General features: G+C 54.8%; 13 protein-coding genes. 7 read left to right on the forward strand and 6 right to left on the reverse strand.

Annotated features, from left to right (window positions below; all coding sequences use genetic code 11):
* Positions 1-3: 3 nt before the first annotated feature.
* From V7775_RS03620 to V7775_RS03630, 3 genes are all read right to left on the reverse strand, one after another.
* Positions 4-3318, reverse strand: coding sequence for an error-prone DNA polymerase (locus V7775_RS03620; protein ID WP_335750492.1), 3315 nt, complete (start codon positions 3316-3318; stop codon positions 4-6).
* A 122-nt stretch (positions 3319-3440) separates the two neighbouring features.
* Positions 3441-4925 (reverse strand): Y-family DNA polymerase, encoded by a 1485-nt coding sequence (locus V7775_RS03625; RefSeq protein ID WP_335750493.1) that lies wholly within the window; start codon positions 4923-4925, stop codon positions 3441-3443.
* The gene (locus V7775_RS03630) at positions 4876-5574 is read right to left on the reverse strand and encodes an ImuA family protein (RefSeq protein WP_335750494.1); all 699 of its coding nucleotides are present in this window, start codon (positions 5572-5574) and stop codon (positions 4876-4878) included. The genes V7775_RS03625 and V7775_RS03630 overlap by 50 nt, the downstream gene beginning before the upstream one ends.
* Positions 5575-5775: 201 nt before the next feature.
* Here V7775_RS03630 and V7775_RS03635 point away from each other — a divergent pair, with 201 nt between their 5' ends.
* A complete protein-coding gene (locus V7775_RS03635; RefSeq protein WP_335750495.1) occupies positions 5776-7881 on the forward strand; it encodes a DEAD/DEAH box helicase in 2106 nt (701 codons plus the stop codon).
* 121 nt (positions 7882-8002) lie between these two features.
* Here V7775_RS03635 and V7775_RS03640 read toward each other — a convergent pair whose 3' ends face one another.
* The 3 genes from V7775_RS03640 to V7775_RS03650 form a co-directional block, all read right to left on the reverse strand.
* The gene (locus V7775_RS03640) at positions 8003-9271 is read right to left on the reverse strand and encodes an ABC transporter permease subunit (protein WP_335750496.1); all 1269 of its coding nucleotides are present in this window, start codon (positions 9269-9271) and stop codon (positions 8003-8005) included.
* The gene (locus tag V7775_RS03645) at positions 9268-10074 is read right to left on the reverse strand and encodes a taurine ABC transporter ATP-binding protein (RefSeq protein ID WP_335750497.1); all 807 of its coding nucleotides are present in this window, start codon (positions 10072-10074) and stop codon (positions 9268-9270) included. The genes V7775_RS03640 and V7775_RS03645 overlap by 4 nt, the downstream gene beginning before the upstream one ends.
* A gap of 117 nt (positions 10075-10191) precedes the next feature.
* A complete protein-coding gene (locus V7775_RS03650; RefSeq protein ID WP_335751050.1) occupies positions 10192-11193 on the reverse strand; it encodes a taurine ABC transporter substrate-binding protein in 1002 nt (333 codons plus the stop codon).
* A 761-nt stretch (positions 11194-11954) separates the two neighbouring features.
* On the opposite strand from V7775_RS03650, the gene V7775_RS03655 reads away from it, so the two are divergent.
* The 6 genes from V7775_RS03655 (at position 11955) to pta (ending at position 19668) form a co-directional block, all read left to right on the forward strand.
* Positions 11955-13346 (forward strand): aminotransferase family protein, encoded by a 1392-nt coding sequence (locus tag V7775_RS03655; RefSeq protein ID WP_335750498.1) that lies wholly within the window; start codon positions 11955-11957, stop codon positions 13344-13346.
* A 267-nt stretch (positions 13347-13613) separates the two neighbouring features.
* Positions 13614-14507, forward strand: coding sequence for a hypothetical protein (locus V7775_RS03660; protein WP_335750499.1), 894 nt, complete (start codon positions 13614-13616; stop codon positions 14505-14507).
* Positions 14491-15012, forward strand: a complete 522-nt coding sequence (locus V7775_RS03665) for a Hint domain-containing protein (protein WP_335751051.1) — start codon at positions 14491-14493, stop codon at positions 15010-15012. The genes V7775_RS03660 and V7775_RS03665 overlap by 17 nt, the downstream gene beginning before the upstream one ends.
* A 267-nt stretch (positions 15013-15279) precedes the next feature.
* Positions 15280-16767 (forward strand): MocR-like pyridoxine biosynthesis transcription factor PdxR, encoded by a 1488-nt coding sequence (pdxR, locus tag V7775_RS03670; protein ID WP_335750500.1) that lies wholly within the window; start codon positions 15280-15282, stop codon positions 16765-16767.
* 82 nt (positions 16768-16849) lie between these two features.
* Complete coding sequence (gene xsc, locus V7775_RS03675; RefSeq protein WP_335750501.1) at positions 16850-18628, forward strand: sulfoacetaldehyde acetyltransferase; 1779 nt, start codon at positions 16850-16852, stop codon at positions 18626-18628.
* 41 nt (positions 18629-18669) lie between these two features.
* Positions 18670-19668, forward strand: coding sequence for a phosphate acetyltransferase (pta, locus tag V7775_RS03680; RefSeq protein ID WP_335750502.1), 999 nt, complete (start codon positions 18670-18672; stop codon positions 19666-19668).
* Positions 19669-19677: the final 9 nt, after the last annotated feature.

Genomic DNA, 19677 nt, shown 5'->3' on the forward strand with positions numbered 1-19677 from the left:
CTCTCAGTGAAAATCGCGTGATTTCGGAATTATGCGTACATCTCGTGGATGCTTACGCCCGCCTGCCACGTGGTTTGGCCGCTGCTGCGGAGGGGTTTCGCCACCCACTTGGCTCATTGGCACATGCTCATCCGCCAAACCATCCAGACGGTCAGTGCGGTTTTCCAACCGATCCGCCACCACATGGATCACACGGCCATCTGTCTGCACACGCCCATGCACTACCAACAGGCGCGCGGTCATAATCAATGCGCGAAAATGTTCAAACAACTTGGGCCAGATGACAAGGTTCGCCACGCCGTCCTCATCCTCCAGCGTGATAAAACACACGCCCTTGGCACTCCCCGGTTTCTGGCGTACCAGTACCAATCCAGCCAGCGACACCCGCGCGCCATGCGCCATGTGGATAAGGTTATGCGAACTAGCAAACCCCTGCTTACATAGGCTGGTTCGGAAAAAGCTCATGGGGTGTGCCTTTAGCGAAAGCCTGAGTGTTTGGTAATCTGCCACGACATGTTCGGCCTGCGCCATCGCGGGCAATGCAACCAGTGGTTCACTGCCCTCACCTACTGCCTCGGCATGTTCAAAAATCGGTAACGACGGCGCATCGCGCAACCCCTGCGCCTGCCACAATGCTTGTCGGCGGTCGATACCACAGGACCGGAACGCATCTGCCGCGGCCAACTTACCTATCGCCCCACGATCCACCTTGGCCCGTTCCTTTAGGTTTGCCACATCGACAAAAGGCTCGGACCGCGCAGCCATAATGCGCGCAGCTGCATCACGGCGCATCCCGTCCACCTGACGCAACCCAAGACGCAATGCAAAGCCATCCGCGCAAGGCTCTAACGTGCAATCCCAATCCGAATAATTCACATCAACTGCACGCACCTCGACCCCGTGATCGCGCGCGTCACGCACGATCTGGGCTGGCGCATAAAACCCCATCGGCTGGCTGTTCAGCAGACCGCAGGCAAAGGCTGCCGGATAGTGGCACTTCATCCAACTGGACACATACACCAGCTTGGCAAAGCTCGCGGCATGGCTTTCGGGAAAACCGTAATCACCGAACCCCTTGATCTGGTTAAAACATCGCTCTGCGAACTCTTGGGCATAACCGCGATCGGTCATGCGCCCGACCATCTTGGCCTGCAGTGTTTCAATTGTCCCGCGGGATCGAAACGTCGCCATCGCCTTGCGCAATTCATTGGCCTCCTTCGGCGAAAATTGCGCGGCATCAATTGCGATCTTCATCGCCTGTTCCTGAAAGATAGGCACACCCAATGTCCGGCCCAAAATCTTGAGCAGCTCATCTTGCGGATACTCGGATCCCGGCGCGGGATAGCTAACCCCCTCAATTCCCTGACGCCGGCGCAGATACGGATGCACCATATCCCCTTGAATGGGACCAGGCCGGACAATCGCCACCTCGATCACCAAATCATAAAAACGCCTCGGGCGCAGCTTGGGGAGCATCGCCATTTGCGCGCGGCTTTCGACTTGAAACACCCCCAAGCTATCGCCAGCACAGAGCATGTCATAGGTGTCCTCATCATCACTTGGCACGCTCGCCAGATCATGATGCACCCCGTAATGCGCCCCCAGCATGTCAAACACCTTGGCGATACAGGTCAGCATTCCAAGCGCGAGGATATCCACCTTGAAGATGCCAAGCACATCAATGTCATCCTTATCCCACTCAATAAAGCTCCGCTCCGGCATCGCTCCATTTCCAATCGGGACCATCTCTGTCAGCGGCCGTTCCGTCAGGATGAAGCCCCCCACATGCTGGGACAGGTGCCGTGGCATCCCCGTCATCTGCCGCGCCAGCGTGATCACCCGCCGCAGGTACGGATCAGACAAATCCATTCCCGCATCCTTGACGCGCTCATCCCCCATCTGTTTTTCAAAGCTACCCCAGACAGTACTTGCCAGCTTGCTCGTCACATCCTCACTCAGCCCCATCGCCTTACCGACTTCGCGAATGGCGCTGCGAGGGCGATAATGAATGACCGTGGCGCATAGCCCTGCCCGTTCCCGCCCGTATTTAGCGTACATGTACTGGATCACTTCTTCGCGACGTTCATGCTCAAAATCCACATCGATATCCGGCGGCTCGTCACGCTCCTCAGACAAGAACCGCTCAAACAAGACGTCGTGTTCCTCTGGGTCTACTGCCGTGATTCCCAAGCAAAAACACACCACCGAATTAGCAGCAGATCCGCGTCCCTGACACAGGATGGGTGGACTGGCCTCATGGCGCGCGAACCGCACAATGTCGTTGATCGTCAGAAAATAACGCGCGATCTTTTTTGATCGGATGAGGTCGAATTCCTTTTCGATGATCGCTTTGACACGCTGCGTCACCCCCTCAGGGTATCGCCACGCCGCACCTTCCCATGTCAGCCGTTCCAGTTCTTCCATCGGGCTGCGACCCTTCGGCACGATCTCATGCGGATATTCATACTTCAAATCATCCAGACTGAATGCACAAGCATCCGCGACCAACCGCGTGGCGGCAATGGCATGCGGCCACGGCGCAAACAGGCGGCACATTTCATCGGGCGATTTCAAATGCCGCTCAGCGTTCGCCTCAAGCAAAAAACCCACCGTCTCAATCGTCTTACTGTGGCGAATACAGGTCATCACATCCTGCAATGGACGCCGTTCAGGCGTGTGGTACAATACGTCATTTGTGGCAAGTATTTCCAAACCATGCGCGCGCGCGATGCAGTCCAATCGATTGATCCGCGCAACATCATCACCGCGATACAGATAGGCAGCCCCCACATGCCGCAATGTGGGCAAGGCATTACACAATCGGCCCAATCCCACCTCAAACACATCCAAATTTTCCCGCGGCATAACAATCAGCTGCACACCATCGCTGTGCCCAGCGACCATCTCCAACGTCAGGTGGGTCTGTCCTTTCAGCTGCCACTCGCCATCCACATCCGCCATCTTCCCCTTGGACAGAAGCGTCGAGAGCCGCGCATAGGCACTGCGATCACGCGGATAAGCCAACAATTCGGTGCCACACAATAACACCAAGCGCGCCCCGATCAGCGGACGCACCTTCGCGGTTTTCGCCTCAGCATGCACCCGCACAACACCTGCAAGCGTATTGTGGTCTGCAACACCCATCGCATGATATCCCAGCATATTTGCCGTCGCCGTCAAATCCACCGCATCAGACGCCGCGCGCAGAAACGAAAAACACGTGGACAAACCCAGCTCCACATAAACGCTGGGGTCATTCGGGTGGAACGGTTCATCTTCTTCAATTGAGCGGCGCTTATGTCCATCTTGCTCTGGCATCAGGTGGCAGCCCTATCTTTTATTACAGCGCATCATTCGCGCTCATCCCCTTCAACTCGGATGCCATCAACCAACCGCTTGGGATGGCGGGAGGGGTGTCGCCCATAGGTGCACGTCTCATGTCATCCAAAAACGCCATGTACAAACCAGCGCGGAGCACCTCCTCGTGCATCCCCGACAATCCCTTCCCGAAAGAGCCAGAACCGCCTCCCGTCCGTCACTTCAACCTTGTAATAATCCCTCAACCGCGTCCCCGCCCTATCGCGCCACCACTCAGGGGCTATCCGTTCAGGCCCCTCAAACCGCGCCATCAAAAACGCAACACGCCGCCACCGAAATCGCGCAGGTGGCCCTTCGGGCACCGCGTACAGCACCGCAATCTCCTCAGGTGGATCAAACATCCGCAACGGTCGTTCATGCGCCACCTCAGCCACGGTTTGCCCGCCGCCCGCCAACACAGGCACTCCGCGCTCCACCCGTTCCGGCTTGTGGCTCTGTAGCCATACCGCCCATGTCACCTTAGATGACCCCAACTTAGCCGTCAGCCGATCCAACAGCGCCGCGATGTCCGCGCTCGCATCCCGCGCCCCCCCCAACTGGTCCTGATGCAAGGAGAGCGGTTCGGCATTTAACGCTTCCAGCGTCATCAAATCAAACCCAAAGCCAGGGTCGATCCCCTCCAGTTTACCCGTCACCAACCGCACAAAATGCGCCGGATCGCGGCTTGCACTGGCCGTAGACACATCCCGAAAACGCCACTCCCCATCCACGCGGTAAATCGTCAAGCGCAAGCGCCGCGCGCCCTGCTCAGCCGCCGCCAGTTGCGTTGTCAAATCTTCTGCTAAACCCCCTAGCCATGGGATCGGGTCAATTACGGGTTCCGCCATGCGCGCATACGCGCGCCATATCTGCACATCAGGTGGCGCATCCAAAGGATCTGCACTGCGCCCCAATGCGCGGTCCAGCAACACCAGCGGATTACGCTCTTCTGCCGCCCCTGAAAAGCGCCGCATAAGTCCTACACGCGGCACGCCCTCCAGCGCACCGATGGTCTTTAACCCCAATCGATCCAGCAAACGTATTGTATCGCTGGGCAATCGAAGAGCCGCTACAGATAGCGGGGCCAAAACCTGCGCCACATCCTCAGGCCCACAGATCACACCCTGCGCACCAAACCGTGCCAACATTTGCGCCGCACCGCGTGTAGGGGCCAAAGCCAGCCGCGCCCGTAATCCCTGCATGGCAAAGCGACCATGCATATCACGCAACATCTGTACTTCGCCGCCAAACAAATGCGCCGCACCGCGCACATCCATCAGCATCCCGTCAGCCTCGGCTACCGTCCACGGGCACCATCGTCGCGCCCACATGGCCAACCGATCTAGCAGCGCACGATCCCCATTTTGATCCCCCTGCTCTACATGCATGTCCGGGTGGATCGCCTGCACATCCACCACCCGCGCGTCAACACAAATACCGCGCGCCAGCCCCGCAGCGTTCACCGCGTACACAACCGGTCCGTGGGTTCCGTGCGCAGACAGCACCACTGGCACCACATCATCCGGTAACGTGCGTTGCTGAGCCGTGATCCGCCTCCATCGATCCATCGCTAGATCGGGGAAGAAAACGGAGACTATTCGTGCGCCCCCGTCCTTCATCGGACACCGACCAGACGCCCGGACTGCGCCCACGCGCCCGAAACAGCTCGGCCTCCCATATCGGCGCACCGGGGGCTGCCGCGTTGTAGGGATGCTTGGCAGAGGGCAAAGACCCTATTCGCCACCGCTCGCGTGCCGCGCTCAACCCTTCTGCCGCCCCCGATCGGATCAACCAGACAGGTATACCCGACGCCTCGCTGCGCATCGCAAGCCGCTTGGTTGCCGTAAAATCCAGAACGGGCGGTGCGCCGTGCACCTCGCCCACAACTGCGGACAAGCCAGCACAAGCCGCGCCCTCCTCCATCGCCCACAACACATCGCGTGCATGGCTCACATCTACCCTCAGCAGTTTGAGCCCTTTGAGGGCAGGACCATATACCCGCCCGTTTTCCAATCGCGAGGCGCGGTCTTGGACCCACAACACGGGAGCCTTGCTGCGCGGCAAACATGCCAGCACAAATGCCGTGGCCGCCGCATCGAACGGCTGCACCGACAGTGCATCCTTTAACACCGCTTGCGCAGCATCCGGCGCAGGGACATCCACCACACCGCGCCGCAGCCCCAGTTGCACCAACTGACCCAAAGAAGAATCGCTCATCATACATCCCCCAGTTTGTTCTCTTTTTGTTCTACTTTAAAACCCCCTTTTTGACACCCCCCCTTTTTACCCATATACATCGGTTTTCCGCACAGCTATGCGCCTCGCGCAGTCCCGTTCGCGCGAAATCACCCGTATACAAACAGCCTGCAACCCAGTAGGGGCAGGCCAACTCCATTCTTATCCGCTCAGGAAAATCCCTTGATTCAAACGATCGCAGACGCACTGGCCGCCCAAGGCTACGAAACAATGACACCCGTACAGGACGCCGTAATCGCGCCTGAACTAGATGGCGCAGACCTATTGGTTTCCGCTCAAACTGGCTCTGGCAAAACGGTTGCCTTCGGCCTTGCCATCGCCCCCACATTGCTGGGCGATGAAACGCATTTCGGCCGCGCAAGCGCGCCATTGGCCCTTGTTATCGCCCCCACACGTGAGCTGGCGATGCAAGTTAGTCGTGAGTTGACATGGCTTTACGCAAAAGCAGGCGCCATCGTCACCACCTGTGTGGGTGGCATGGACACCCGTACCGAACGCCGCGCGCTAGACCGGGGTGCACACATCGTTGTCGCCACGCCAGGCCGCCTGTGTGACCACATCAAACGCAACAACATCAACCTCACGGATATTCGCGCTGTGGTGCTGGATGAAGCAGACGAAATGCTTGATCTGGGCTTTCGCGAAGATCTTGAGTTTATCTTGGGCGAATCCCCTGCAACACGCCGCACATTGATGTTCTCCGCTACCGTTCCTGCCGCCATTGCAAAGATGGCAAAAGGATATCAGCGCGATGCACAGCGTGTTTCTGTTGTGTCTGACGGCAAGCAGCACTCTGACATCTCATACCGCGCCCTCACCGTGAATCCGCGCGATACCGAGAATGCGATCCTGAACCTTTTGCGGTTCTACGAAGCCAAGAACGCCATCGTATTCTGCAACACACGTGCCGCCGTGGCACGCCTGACCACGCGCCTCACGAACCGCAACTTCTCAGTTGTGGCGTTGTCGGGTGAACTGTCCCAGACAGAACGTACCAACGCCCTGCAATCGTTGCGCGACGGCCGTGCCCGCGTCTGTGTGGCAACCGACGTTGCTGCACGCGGTATCGACCTGCCCAACCTTGAGCTGGTGATTCACGCTGACCTACCCACCAACGCTGACACGCTTCTGCACCGCTCTGGCCGTACAGGTCGCGCGGGCCGTAAAGGTGTATCTGCGTTGATCGTACCACCAAAAATGCGTTCAAAAGCAACCCGCCTGATGGGTTGGGCCAAGCTTGATGCCGAATGGGCCCTGCCCCCATCTGCCGCCGAAGTGAACGCCGCGGACCAAGAGCGTCTGCTCAATGATGATGCATGGACAACGCCTGCGCCAGAAGATGCTGTAGAATTTGTGGCAACACTGGCAGAACGTTACACGCCAGAGCAACTCGCGACTGCGTTTGTAAACCTGCACCGCTCACGCGGATCCGCACCCGAAGAACTCTCCAACCCCGGCGACGGCAAAGAGAACGCACCACGCATGGAATTCGGTAAATCTATTTGGTTCACCGTATCCACAGGCCGTAATGACGGAGCAGAGCCGCGCACCTTGCTGCCAATGCTGTGCCGCGTAGGTGACATGACACGTGACGACATCGGTGCAATACGCGTACAGCCGCGCCACTCCTATGTGGAAGTTGCTGAAGGCGCTGTACCGAAATTGGTCAATGCACTTGGTAAAGACATGAAAGCCGAAGATGGCGTGACCCTCACCCGCCTTGACGGTGTTCCCGATTTTGGCCCCAAAGGCCCACGTCAGGAACGCGGCCCCAAACCAGCATACGATAAGGGCTCGAAGCCCGCGTATGATAAAGGCCCGAAACCTGCGTATGACAAAGGGCCAAAGCCGGACGCTCGCAGCAAGCCGGCCTATGATCCCGATGCACCAAAGCCAGCGCACAAACCGCGCCCACCACGCGACGATGCGCCAGCAGCGGAATACAAACCCCGCACATCCGAATCCAAACCACGCGGTGCCCCTGCCAAATCCAAGCGGGACGCAACACGGCCGCCAAAGTCTCACAAGACCGAGCGCACGCCGATGAAGGCTGGTGAAAAACCCAAGGCAAAACCCGTCTGGAAAGACAAGCCAACCGGTGCAGCCAGCGACAAGCCAGCCTCAAAAGCCGTTTGGAAGAAGCCAGCGAAAGAGGGTGCGCCAAAACGCGATGCAAAACCAGAAGGCGGATATAACCGCGCAGCGGATTCATCCAAGCGCTTTACCCCTCCGGGCAAAAGCAAAAAGCCAAGCGGCCCTAAGAAGTAAAATACAAACCACTAGGCAGGACATTCTTTGAACTGCCTAGTGGTTCTTGGTAGAAACGAAAAAGGCCGGAGCATCTGCTCCGGCCTTTTCTGTATCATGCAGGAAATACGCGCAGGCTAGATCAGCCTTTGCCTTTCCAAGGAACCATAATCCGCTCAGCACCGCGCATTAGCATATCAATGCCAAAACCGATCACACCAATCAGGATAATACCCAAGATAACGATGTCAGTGTTCTGGAACTTGGACGCGACCATGATCATCATGCCTGCCCCCTTTTCGGCTGCAACCAATTCGGCCGCAACAACAGTCCCCCAACACACACCCATCGCCACACGCGCACCCGTAAAGATTTCCGGGAGTGAGTTCGGGATAATCACATAGCGCATGATTTGCCATTTGCTGGCGCCCAGCGAATAGGCCGCGTGTACCTTGGAAATATTCACGCCAGACACACCCGAACGTGCCGCGATTGCCATAATCCAAAGCGCTGCAAGGAAGAGCAGGATAATTTTGCCTGTCTCACCAATACCAGCCCAGATGATGACCAACGGGATCAATGCAAGAGGCGGAACCGGACGCATGAACTCCACAATCGGATCAAACCAACCACGGAACCAGTTGCTTAGACCCATCGCATACCCCAGCGGGATGCCAACAATCGCACCACAGATAAAGCCCGCAACAACACGGAACAGCGACCAACCCAAGTGACCCAGCAGCGATGTGCCACGGAAACCCTCGTCTAGTACTTTGCCTGTGCGCGCGATCACCGCCTCTGGAGACGGCAGATAAAGCGGCTCCATCTGCAAGCCATTCTCGGGTGCAAAATTCGGCGTGCCCTTTTGGGAGATCGTTACGGAACCACCTTCGATTTCGACCGTATCACCGGGCTGAACTTTTTGCCCGTTGATGGCTACGATCTTGGCACCATCCTTCTTTTTCAAATCATCGTTCTTATCAAACGACACCAACTGGCTGCGATATTGGGCAACTTTGATGCTGTCGTTTTTGGCAAAACCTTCACCCGGTTCAACAGCGGGTGCATCAGGGGTTTCTTCACGTTTGTGTACAAGTACCTTCACAGTTGCTGTGTCGGTCTCGCCATTCACCTCAACGGTATATTCAAACGATGTCTCACCCGCGTAAGGCGCAGGCGCATGTAAAAAGCCGGGAATAAGCGAGGAGCCTGTAAACATCCCCCACAACAGGAACAGCGTGAGAAGCGAAATAATACCTGCTGCACGATTGGGACGCACAGCGCTTTCATCGCCAAACGTCACCGTCTTGAGAGACGTATAGTCGCGGATACCTGCGCCAATACGGGTAAAGATCATCATCGATCCAACAAAGATGCCGACATAAACGGCCAGTACGATAAGTCCGGTCATGCGTCTGCCTCCGCGGTGCCCATAATTTCTTCTTCCATGTCCCAAATCATATTGAGGATCTCTTCGCGTTTAGGTCCAAAATCAGGATGCAATTTCACTTCACGTAAATCGGAATTCACACCAAGTTCTGCAAACGGCAGACGGTATTCTTTGTGGATACGGCCGGGGCGGGGTGCCATCACGATCAGACGCTCGCCCAACAGCAATGCCTCTTCAACGGAGTGCGTGATCAGGATGATCGTTTTGCCCGTTTCTTTCCACAACTTCAGAACCAGCGATTGCATCTTCTCGCGCGTCAGCGCGTCCAATGCGCCTAGTGGCTCATCCATCAAAATCACATCAGGGTCGTTCGCCAAGCAACGGGCCAAAGCCACACGCTGCTGCATCCCACCAGACAGTTCATACACCGCCTTTTCCTTGAAATCCTGTAACCCGACGACGTCCAGAAGGTGGTTAACGATCTCTGTTTTGTCGTTCTTTGGCATGCCCTTCATTGAAGGACCAAAACCTACGTTTTCACGTACGCTCATCCATTCAAATAACGCGCCTTGCTGGAACACCATGCCGCGTTCGGCATCAGGGCCCTTAATCACATGATCATTCAGGGTCATCACACCTGCGGTGGGTGCTAAAAAGCCTGCGACAATGTTCAACAACGTTGTCTTGCCACAGCCTGATGGCCCCAGCACGCTCAACAGCTCACCCGCCTTCAGGTCCAGCGAGACGTCTTTGAGCGCCTGCACTGATCCACCACCTGGCAGATCAAATCGCATCGAGAGTTTATCAATTGAAAGTCCGGACATGTCCCTGCTTTCTGGCCACTAATATGAGCCGATATAGGACGAGGTGGGCCCCGCCTCTTTGAAGAAAAAGGCCCGGCGCGATATCAACGCGCCGGGCCGTGTTAACCCCCTAAGGAATTACATGCCTTTTACAGCCATCAATGGGCCTGTGTTTACAGTGCCTTCATAGCTTTCCAGCGTCTTGTCGATGGATCCGCTTTCAAGGAATACGTCTGCAACGCCGCCCATGAATGCCTGGCTGCCGCCGCCGAACCATTTGGCGCTCAGCTGGTCTTCCACGGATGGGAATACAAAACCAGCAAGAGTTTCTGCTGTTGCCGCTTCGTCCATGCCCGCATCTTTTGCGATCACTGGCAGCATTTTGTCGGTGTTCTCACCAGAGTTCCACATTGCGTTGGCATCTGCCGTTACTTTGAGGAATTTGGCCAGATCATCACCGCTTTCGGCAACATAAGAAGCGGTAGCTGATGTCACGTCAAACACCAGAATGCCCAGCTCTTCTTTTTCTGCGCCGGTCAGCAACACGTTGCCGGATTCTTTCATGCGGCGCAGTGCACCACCCCAACCACATGCCATGTCTACAGCACCTTGGCTCAGCGCGGCTGCGCCTTCGGCAGGGGCCATATCAACAACAGACATGCCAGCAACATCTACGCCGAAGTGGCCCATCTGCTTAAGGAAGCCGTAGTGAGCAGCGGTACCCAGTGGTACGGCAACTTTTTTGCCAGCCAGCTCGGCTGCGGATGTTTTGTCGATCTCCAAGCCCGAAGCAACAACGCAGTTGTCGTTCTCGGAATAGGATACAGCAACGTCAACAATCTGAAGATCCTGACCGCCGGATGTTGCTACAACGAATGGTGGCACACCTTGGCTTACGGAAATCTGTACGTCGCCAGATGCCATCGCTGCGGACATTGCAACGCCACTGTCAAAGCTAACCCAGTTGATTTTCTTGCCCAGAACTTCTTCGTATGTTCCGTTCACTTTTGCGAACTGAAACGGCATTGGCCATTCAAGGAAATAGGCTACGGTGATTTCTTCGTGACCATCTGCAAAAGCGGACGTAGCAGCGATTGACATCACGGCGCCGGCGACAAATGCGCTTACTGTTTTTTTCATCATTTTTATTTCTCCCAGTTATTTTATTGCCCGGTCCCTTTGCGGCACTCGGGATTGATCGTTACGAAATTCGCAACCGACATAGACATCCTAGAGAAGCCTCTGCCACTTGCAATAATGTTTAACGTATTATTGGGTCTAGCGGTCCCATTTTTGGTCCTATTAGGTTTAACACACTTACACGCGACCAAGGTGAAGAAATCGACACACTCGGACATAACTGCCAGCCTATCCGCATCATTCAACAAAACACCTTATGCACAATCTTTCGAACAACAATCACTCTGGCTGCATAGGCTAATAAGAAAATGTCCAGTTGAGCACCCGCAATGAGTCCAGCTTTAAGTATTCAACATAAGCTCTCCAGCCCTACTTTCGTCAACTCAGCCGACGCCTAGCGAATGAAATTTCGCATCATTTGCACGTGAAACGGTTTCCGCGATCTCCAATTCATCCAATTTATATGAGCTTTTTAAGCCATCTACATTCGTCAGCGCGCCCTTGTTTTCTAGGCCCCAAATCCGCCCCCATAGAAACTAACTCCCTCTCGAGGCCTAAATTTTAGGCAAGCACTACTCGCCTTTGGCCGCCGTGAAACCATGAGAAACAACGAGGATTCACTCAAATCGCCAATCTGGCTATATTCATACGTAATCTTTGGCCCTATTTTTTCCCGAAAATCCCATGTCAGGTGTATACTTAATCGGCAATCACTTTGCCCGACTTCCCCTAACAAGCTACTCACTCGAAAGGTCGCCATCATGGACGGTACATTTAACGAAAATGACATTTCACGCATCGTTGAGGCGGATCGCGCCCATGTCTGGCACCACCTAAGCCAGCATAAACCTTACGAAACATCCGACCCTCGCATCATTGTTGAGGGTAAAGGCATGCGTGTTTGGGATCAAAAAGGCAAAGAGCACATTGACGCTGTTGCTGGCGGCGTTTGGACAGTCAACGTAGGCTATGGCCGCGAATCAATTGCGAACGCCGTGCGCGATCAACTGATAAAACTGAACTTCTTTGGCGGCACAGCTGGCTCTATCCCCGGCGCGATCTTCTCTGAAATGCTGATCGACAAAATGCCAGGCATGAGCCGCGTCTATTATTGCTCATCCGGTTCTGAAGCGAACGAGAAGGGTTATAAGATGGTCCGCCAAATTGCGGTAAAACGCTTTGGTGGCAAAAAACATAAAATCCTGTACCGTGATCGCGATTACCACGGCAGCACCATCGCCACGATGGCCTGTGGCGGTCAAGACGAACGCAACGCACATTACGGCCCTTTCCCCGACGGATTCATTCGCGTTCCTCACTGCCTAGAATACCGCAAACACGAACAAGACGGTGCGCCAGATGAAAACTACGGCGTTTGGGCTGCAAACGAGATTGAAAAAGTAATCTTGCGTGAAGGTCCTGAAACCATTGGCGCGCTCTGCCTTGAGCCCGTGACAGCGGGCGGTGGCGTTATCACCCCTCCTGATGGATACTGGGAACGCATCCGCGAAATCTGTGATCAGTATGAAATACTGCTGCACATTGACGAAGTTGTCTGTGGCGTGGGTCGTACTGGCACATGGTTTGGATACCAGCACTACGGTATCAAACCCGACATGGTCACAATGGCCAAAGGCGTTGCCTCCGGCTATGCGGCGATCTCTTGCCTCGTGACTACCGAAGCGGTCTTTGACATGTTCAAAGACGATGCAACTGATCCGCTCAACTACTTCCGTGACATCTCGACGTTTGGCGGGTGCACTGCGGGACCAGCAGCAGCAATTGAGAACATGAAAATTATCGAGCGTGAAAACTTGCTCGAAAATACGGTCACAATGGGTGACTACATGCTCGATCAGCTAAACGCGTTAACCGACAAACATGCGGTGATCGGTCAGGCGCGCGGTAAAGGCCTTTTCCTTGGTCTAGAGCTGGTCGAAGATCGCACCAGCAAAACACCTATGCCAGAAAAGATGGTGGGAGCCGTTGTCGCGGATTGTATGCAACAGGGCGTCATCATTGGCGCAACCAACCGCTCCTTGCCGGGCAAGAATAACACGCTTTGCTTCTCACCAGCTTTGATCGCGACAAAAGACGACATCGATCAAATCGTCGGTGCTGTGGATGGTGCGCTGGGTCGCGTGTTCGGCTAAAATCCTGCAGACACCAACTGCTATTAAAAGAGCCCCGTTCAAAAACGGGGCTCTTTTTGTCTGAAGCCCAGCTGCAAACAGCTATTTGCTGATCTTCACCCTCTCTGATCAACGGCATCACAGATGATCCACCACCCCTCAAATTTCCCCGAAATTCAGTTGAAACTGTAGTTTTCAACATAGGTTCAACGCGGTTTCAACTCATTCCTGCCCGTTTTAAATTCTAGAAAAATTACTAGAAAATTGTATTTATGAGTGAGGTGCACCATGCCCATTGGTGAGGTTGGTACGCTAGTACGTGGCGGTTTTGGAGATGGTGAAGTCGTTCGGATTGATTTCACCGAACCCATGACGGACGCCATCATCCACCTTTCCTCAACCAACCAAGGCGGTAACGAATTCTCCCTGCCCGTCATCTCTGTAGATGCCAACGGTTTCAATTTCGTTCTAGATGAGTGGGAAGACGAAGACGGCCCCCACCCAGCCACGGAAACAATCAACTGGATCGCAGTCGAAACCGGAGTTCACACCCTTTCGGATGGCCGTGTAATCGAAGCAGGAACAACAACCGCAACAGACGCTGCAAGCTCTGTCTCGCTTGCAGGCGCACATGGCGGCACACCCGTTGTTTTAACGAATGTCATGAGCCAAAATGACCCCGATGTTGTCGACAGCGATCCGTTTAACGTCACCGGCAGTAGTTTTGATGTCCCATTGCAGGAAGGTTCACTATCTGATGGTGTCGACACTGGCGAAGATGTTGGGTGGATCGCAATTTCTACAGGCGGTGACGGAACAGCAGGTTACGCCTCACTTCACAGCAGTCTTGGCACATCAACAAGCAGTTATGCTCTAGGCGGCAGCCTGACCGACGGCGCGGTATTTGGTGAAACCCAATCGATAAACGACGCTGATGCAGGCAATGTCGTTCTATCAAACGGAGCCAGCACAACTGGTTCGACTGGCACAATCACTGCAAAGTTTGACGAGGAAACTGGTGACGGCAACTCTGCCCATGCCACGGAATCTCTCGGCCTCGTTGGGTTTGAAATAGGTCAAATCCTTTGCTTTACGCCAGGAACGGTGATCGCCACTCCTTACGGGTTACGGGTTACGGGATGTCGCCGATATTGCCAAAGGCGACATAGTACTTACGCATGACGAGGGTCCACAGCCGGTTCTAATCACAACCCGCACCCATTTGAGCGGACAAGAACTTACCCAAACCCCACATTTGCGCCCGATCCTACTAAAGGCTGGCAGTTTGGGGCCGAACCTGCCTGACAGGGATCTGCTTGTTTCACCGCAGCACCGCATGCTTCTGAGCGGCTGGCGCGCCCAGCTCCTGTTTAGCGCAGATCAACTTTTAGCACCTGCCAAAGGCCTGCTCAATGACAGCACGATACTATCACAAACTGCAAAACAAGGCGTGACATACATTCACCTCGCCTTTGCCCGCCACCAGATCATAACGGCCAATGGCGCACCAACCGAGAGCCTACACACTGGCGACGTATCCAAAGAAAATATGCACCCAGCGGCCCGCGAAGAACTGTTTGCGCTTTTCCCCGATCTTCGGACTCAGCCGGACAACAGATCAGACACAGCGCGCACGTGCTTAACTTTTTCTGAAACACGTTTATTGGTGCCTTCTTTGCCAAATTAGCCTGCGTCACAGTCTGTTTTGGAAGCCATATAGCAACTCCCGACAATTTACCCAATTGCGCTGTCCTCTAAGAGGCCGCCTGCATCGATAGAAATTGCGTGAGCAAACCACGCGCCTAAAACCATGAATAATTAAATTGGAACCACAAGTCTCATTATCCGATTGTGTTTCCCAGAGGATTTGGTATTATGCTGCATCTTTATTATCCATTTCGCCCGACGGTAAGTCCAAACTGACATGCCGTTAAGTCCAGAATAAACTCCATTTATGGCACTCCCGGTAGAAACCTTCTTCCTTCAGGCCCAAGCCCAAGGAACCCTGCAGTCGCAGATACAGCAGATGATCGCACAGGGCATTCTGTCTGGTCGTTTTCAATGCGGTGAAAAACTCCCCTCTACACGCAAGTTAGCAGTTCACCTTGGCGTCAGCCGCATTACGGTGACCATCGCGTACACAGAACTTTTGGCAAATGATTACCTCTCTTCCAAAGGGCGCTCGGGGTACTACGTCTCGGAAAATGCCCCTAGCCCACCGTCATTCTCCCCCAGCCCAAGTATGCAAGATGCTGTTGATTGGAACCGCGCCATCGGGCAGCGGTTTAGCGGTGGCGTAACTCCTACAAAACCACAAGATTGGTCCAAATACCGCTATCCATTTGTCTATGGGCAGGCCGATCAGTCATTGTTTGATCACGCCAATTGGCGGCTCTGCGCAATGCAGGCTCTTGGGCAGCGCGACTTTAGCTCAATGACCAATGACTACTATGATCAAGACGATCCAAATCTAGTCGAATTTATCGCGCGCCACACGCTGCCGCGCCGCGGCATCACCGCGGCACCCGAACAAATCCTGATCACCATGGGCGCACAAAATGCGCTGTGGTTGACAGCCCAGGTTTTGCTGACACAGCGCAGACGTGCCGCCATTGAAGACCCATGCTATCATGCCTTGCGCGAGATTTTAATCCAGTCGCGTTGCCACGTAACGCCCGTACGTGTGGACTCTGACGGCCTTCCACCTAACGCGATTCCACCCGATACCGATGTCATATTCACCACGCCAAGCCACCAATGCCCGACGAATGCGACTATGCCCATGGAACGTCGCCGCGCACTGCTTGAAAGGGCAAAAGAAATCGAAGCAATCGTTGTCGAAGATGATTACGAATTCGAAACTTCATTTCTGCGCCCTCCTTCGCCTGCGTTGAAATCGCTCGATGCGGATGGGCGGGTCATTTATGTTGGCAGCTTCTCAAAGTCCCTATTTCCGGGCTTGCGCCTTGGTTACCTCGTGGGATCAGAACCGTTTATCCGCGAGGCGCGCGCATTGCGCGCTTCGGTACTACGACACCCTCCGGGTCATATTCAGCGCACGGCTTCCTACTTTCTTTCGCTGGGTCACTATGATGCTTTGGTGCGCCGTACGGGCACCGCCTTGCATGAACGGCGCACAAAGATGGAGGAAGCGATCCTGCAGCACAGGCTGCAAATTGCGGGTCAGGGTGCGCATGGCGGCTCTTCCTATTGGATGCGCGCGCCAGAAGAAATAGACACCCAGATCCTTGCCACGCGATTGCGCAACGTTGGCGTCCTTATAGAACCCGGTCATTCGTTTTTCGCCGGCGACGCACAGCCCAAAAATTTCTACCGCCTCGGCTATTCCTCGATACCATCCTCACGCATCTCGGACGGGATAAAAGTCATATCCTCCGAAATTAGAGCCATGTTAGGCTCTGGTTATATTCCGCCGCGCTAACTGGCCCTAACGGATTACTCGCTTAGATTCTAAATTGCGGCCAAGCCAGATTCTCATCCACCCAAATCAAGGATCACCTCCTATGAAGATGACCACCGAAGAAGCATTTGTAAAAACCCTACAGCGTCACGGCATTCAGCATGCTTTTGGCATCATCGGTTCCGCCATGATGCCCATCTCTGACATTTTCCCAAAAGCAGGGATCAATTTCTGGGACTGCGCCCATGAGGGTTCTGCGGGCATGATGTCTGACGGCTACACACGCGCCACTGGCAAGATGTCGATGATGATCGCGCAAAACGGCCCTGGCATCACAAACTTTGTGACTGCTGTTAAGACAGCCTACTGGAACCACACACCGCTGTTGTTGGTTACACCTCAGGCTGCAAACAAGACAATCGGTCAGGGCGGCTTCCAAGAGATGGAACAGATGAACCTGTTCGCCGACTGCGTTGCCTACCAAGAAGAAGTACGTGATCCGTCGCGCATTGCCGAAACGCTGAACCGCGTGATCATGCAAGCAAAACGCGCATCCGGCCCAGCCCAGATCAACATCCCGCGTGATTTCTGGACCCAGGTGATCGATATCGAGATCCCAGAAGTTGTCGACTTTGAACTGCCCCAAGGTGGTGAAAACGCCGTAAGCAAAGCAGCTGAAATGCTGTCCACTGCCAAGTTCCCAGTGATCTTGAATGGTGCGGGCGTTGTGCTTGCTGCTGGTGGCATTGAAGCATCCCGCGTTTTGGCGGAAAAACTCGATGCACCTGTTTGCGTTGGCTATCAGCACAACGATGCCTTCCCTGGCAACCACCCGCTGTTTGCTGGCCCTCTTGGCTACAACGGCTCCAAGGCTGGAATGGAGCTGATCTCAAAGGCAGATGTTGTTTTGTGCCTCGGCACTCGCCTCAACCCGTTCTCAACCCTTCCAGGTTACGGCATTGATTACTGGCCAACAGACGCCAAGATCATTCAGGTTGATATCAATCCTGACCGCATCGGCCTGACCAAAAAGGTCACTGTGGGTATTGTTGGTGACGCAGCCAAAGTTGCACAAGCCATCACTGCCAAACTGGCTGACACTGCAGGCGATGCGGGTCGCAAAGACCGCACTGCATTGATCGCACAAACCAAATCAGCATGGGCCCAAGAACTGACGTCCATGACTGATGAGCAAGACGATCCGGGTACAGACTGGAACGTGCGTGCACGTGCAGCCAAACCTGACTGGATGTCACCACGCATGGCATGGCGCGCGATCCAATCCGCACTGCCACAAGAGGCGATCATCTCTTCTGACATCGGTAACAACTGCGCAATCGGTAACGCCTACCCGTCCTTCAACGAAGGCCGCAAGTATTTGGCACCTGGTTTGTTCGGCCCTTGTGGATACGGCCTACCAGCGATTGTTGGTGCGAAAATTGGTCAACCTGACGTTCCGGTTGTTGGTTTTGCAGGTGACGGCGCCTTTGGTATCGCCGTGAACGAACTTACTGCAATCGGCCGTGGCGAATGGCCACCTGTGACACAGGTTGTTTTCCGCAATTATCAGTGGGGCGCGGAAAAGCGTAACTCAACCCTGTGGTTCGATGACAACTTTGTAGGCACCGAGCTGGACACAGACGTTTCCTATGCCGGCATCGCGCAGGCCTGTGGTTTGGAAGGCGTTGTCGCACGCACACAAGAGGAGCTAACCGCAGCTCTTGCCAAGGCGCTGGATGACCAGATGAACCACGGCAAAACCACCCTGATCGAAGCGATGATCAACCAAGAGCTGGGTGACCCGTTCCGCCGTGATGCAATGAAAAACCCTGTTGAAGTAGCAGGCATCGATGCATCCGACATGCGTGAGCAAACTGTCTAAAACGTGCCAATGATTGCACAAAACAAAAGGGTTAGGCCGACATGAATGTGTTGCGCGATCTACAAAAACGCGCAGCCATTCGGCCTGCCCATATTGTCCTAAGCGAAGGTCACGATCAAAGGGTCGTGGCCGGAGCGCTTGCCGCACTTGATGCTGGCATGGGGCCCATCACACTTGTTGGCCTCACTGCTGATGTTCAGGCACGGCTAGCAGAGGCTGGTGCAAAGACGCACGCCAATCTGCACATTCAAGACCCTGAAACCTCCGAATTAACTCCAGTTTATGCCGCCCTCTACTTTGAACTGCGCAAACACAAGGGCGTGAGCGAAGAAGCTGCCGCACGACAGGTCCGCAATCCGCTGGTATTTGCCGCACTGATGGTCCGTAACGGAGACGCGGATGGCACTGTGGGTGGGGCAGTCGCTACCACATCTGACACGGTGCGTGCGGCTCTTACGGTGATCGGCAAAGCACCTGATGCTGCACTTGTTTCGTCCTTTTTTCTAATGGCTATGCCTGAGGGCCACTCGACTGGCCGCTCTGCGATGATATTCGGTGACTGCGGTTTGGTCATTGATCCCAATGCCACCGAACTCGCCGCGATTGCCGCACAATCTGCGGCCTCGTGCCAACAGCTTTTGGGTGATGCACCCAAGGTTGCTCTCCTCAGCTTTTCAACCAAAGGCTCTGCACGCCATGAACGTGTGACCAAGGTCACCGACGCGCTTGCTCTGCTACACGAAAGCCACCCGAATTTGTCCGCCGATGGTGAGCTACAATTTGACGCCGCATTCATTCCCGAAGTTGGCGCGTCAAAAGCACCCGGTTCAGATGTCGCAGGCCATGCCAACGTCCTTATTTTCCCAAATCTTGATGCCGGAAACATCGGCTACAAGATCGCCCAGCGTATTGGGGGCTGTGATGCAATCGGTCCGGTACTCCAAGGCCTCAGCAAGCCCGCAAATGACCTATCACGCGGCTGCACTGCCACAGATGTCACCAACATGATCGCCGTCACTACTCTACAAGCTACAAATTGACCCGCCAGG

The organism is Sulfitobacter sp., assembly GCF_036960155.1.
Taxonomy (GTDB): domain Bacteria; phylum Pseudomonadota; class Alphaproteobacteria; order Rhodobacterales; family Rhodobacteraceae; genus Sulfitobacter.